Origin of the sequence: Sphaerobacter sp., from assembly GCF_019683595.1 — a bacterium.
Taxonomy (GTDB): Bacteria; Chloroflexota; Chloroflexia; order Thermomicrobiales; family Thermomicrobiaceae; genus Sphaerobacter.
The window spans coordinates 1-2,645 of the sequence record NZ_JADGHZ010000305.1; the positions used below are offsets into that span (position 1 = coordinate 1).

Consider the following 2,645-nt stretch of genomic DNA (forward strand, 5'->3'; position numbering starts at 1 on the left):
CCCCCGGCCCCTCTCCCACCAGGGGAGAGGGGGGCATTACGCACTACGCGATACGCACTACCAGTGACGTATGACGCATGACGCATAACGTATCACCCCTCACGCCCGCATCAGGCGCATGGCGTTGAGGATGACCAGCAGGACCGAGGTCTGGTGGACGAACATGCCGCCCGCCATGTGGACCTCACCGGCCAGGACGCCTACCAGCAGCCCGGCCACGGTGAGCAGGGCGATCGCGACGTTTTGCCGGATGTTGCGGAGCGTGGCGCGCGAGAGCCGGATCGCGTCAGGGATCTTCAGCAGGTCGTCGGCCATCAGCGCGATGTCCGCCGTCTCGATGGCCACGTCGGTGCCGGCCGCGCCCATCGCGATGCCGATGTCGGCCGCGGCCAGCGCGGGTGCATCGTTGATCCCGTCGCCCACCATGGCGACCACCATGCCCTCCCGGCGCATCTGCTCTACCAGCTCCAGCTTCCGCTCCGGCAGGAGTGATGCGTGGACCTCGTCGATCCCGACCTCGCGGGCGATTGCCTCCGCCGTCAGCCGGTCGTCGCCGGTGAGCATCGCGATCCGTCGGATGCCGGTCGCGCTCAGGCGGCGGACCATCTCCGGCGCGGTGTCCCGGAGGGTGTCGGCGATGCCGAGGACGCCGATGGCTTCCCCGTCGCGCGCCACCAGAACGGCCGTCCTTCCGTTCGCCTTGAGCCAGGCCAGGTGGTCGTATGCCTCGGGCGGGACCGCGATGCCGAGGAGCGCCATGAGGTCGGGCGTGCCGACCGCGACCGTGTGCCCGTCGTAAGCTGCCCAGACACCCCGACCGGGGTAGGTCTCGAACGCCTCGGGCTGCGGCACTGGGCCTCGCTCGGCCGCGGCGGCGACGATCGGCCGGGCCAGCGGGTGCTCGGACCCCGCCTCGGCGACGGCGGCCCAACGGAGGATGCTCGCCTCGTCAGCAACGCCGGTCGCTCTACCCGCCACCGCAGGGACGAGCGCGGGCCGGAGCGCGACGATGTCGGTCAGGCGCGGCTTCCCCTCCGTCAGCGTGCCGGTCTTATCGAGCGCCAGTGCCGTGATCTTGCCGGCGGTCTCCAGGTGCTCGCCGCCCTTGATCAGGATGCCCCGCTGCGCGGCGCGGCCGATCCCGGCCACGATCGACACCGGTGTCGAGATGACCAGCGCGCCGGGGCAACCGATGACCAGCAGCGTCAGCGCCAGTTCCACGTTGCGCGAGACGAGGTAGGCGACGGCGGCCAGGCCGATGATGGCCGGGGTGTACCAGCGGGCAAAGCGCTCGATGAACCGCTGGGTCGGCGCCTTCTCCTCCTGGGCCTCCTCGACCCGGTGGATGATCCGCGCCAGCGTTGTGTCGGCGCCGATGCCGATCGCCCGGACCCGAAGCAGGCCGTTCTGCGACACCGTCCCCGCGTAGACCGGGTCGCCCGAGGACTTCTCGACCGGCAGTGGCTCGCCGGTGATGGCGCTCTCGTCCACCGCAGCCCGGCCGTCGAGCACCTCGCCGTCCACCGGGATGCGTGCTCCCGGCTTCACCAGCACCGTCTCCCCGGGCACGACGTCGCCGGGGCCGACTTCGACCTCCTGGCCATCTCGCAGCACCAGGGCAGTGGTCGGCGCCAGGTCGAGCAAGCGGCTCAGCGCCTGCCGGGTCCGGCTCAGGGTGCGCGCCTCAAGGTAGGCGCCGAGCAGGAAGAGGAAGGTGACCGCAGCCGCCTCCCAGTACTCGCCGATGACGATGGCTCCGGTGGCAGCGATCGTCACCAACAACTCGATCGTGATCTGCCGCTGGAGCAGGCCGCGGCCGGCCCGGAGTGCAATGTCGCCACCGGCCACGACCGCCGCCGCGATCATCAGGGCGTGGCCCACCGTCTCCTGGCCGGCCACCCGCCCGAGCATCAGCGCCGCGACGATGAGCGCCCCGCTGAGCGCGGTGAGCCGGAAGCGGCGGACGGCCGGGTTGGCAAGCCAGGCGAATCGCTGCGTGATCGTCTCCATCAGAATGCCGCTACCTTCGCGTCGTACCCGACTGCTCGAACCGCCTTGACCAGGTCCTCACCGCTGACGCGCGCCGGGTCGTGGTAGACCTCGATCCTCCCGGTAGTGAAGTGGACCCTGGCCTTCTCCACCCCGTCGAGCGCGGTCAGTGCCTTCTCGATCTTGGCGACGCAGGACGGGCAGTTCAGCTCCTGGCTGCGCAGCAACGTCTTCTTCGTGGCGTTCATTCCTCTGTCCTCCCGCGCGGGGGGAATCCACTCCCCGCGTCCATCTCCACCCTAGGGGAGATGGGCGGAAGGCTGAATGATCCAGATCAATTAGCCGCAGGGGGATTGGGGGAGTGGTCCGGTGCGGGCGGGTTCTATGGAGTTCGACGACCCTCGTGAGGGCACGCGGTCGGCACGTGCCCGGGGCTCAAGCCGCCGGGCTGACAAGGAAAGCCGGCTCCAGCCGGCTGGGGCAACGCAGGGCTGGCACCTCGGCCTGTTGGATCCCGCCGCTCGGCCCGTGCCCGGTGGCTAAAGCCACCGGGCTGACAATGCAAAGCCCACTGAAGGGGCTGGAGACGCGGTGTCCGGCGGGGTGCCGGATCGGATCTGCCCGGGTGTGGTCATCGTAGCCCCTTCAGTGGGCTT

Annotated in this window: 2 protein-coding genes; both read right to left on the bottom strand. The window is 70.2% G+C overall.

The window, feature by feature from the left end:
• Window positions 1-99 precede the first annotated feature (99 nt).
• Window positions 100-2,010 (bottom strand): cation-translocating P-type ATPase, encoded by a 1,911-nt coding sequence (locus IRZ30_RS16920; protein ID WP_294086866.1) that lies wholly within the window; start codon window positions 2,008-2,010, stop codon window positions 100-102.
• Window positions 2,010-2,237: a heavy metal-associated domain-containing protein gene (locus tag IRZ30_RS16925; protein WP_294086868.1), complete on the bottom strand. Its 228-nt coding sequence runs from the start codon at window positions 2,235-2,237 to the stop codon at window positions 2,010-2,012. The genes IRZ30_RS16920 and IRZ30_RS16925 overlap by 1 nt, the downstream gene beginning before the upstream one ends.
• Between the last annotated feature and the right edge of the window lie 408 nt (window positions 2,238-2,645).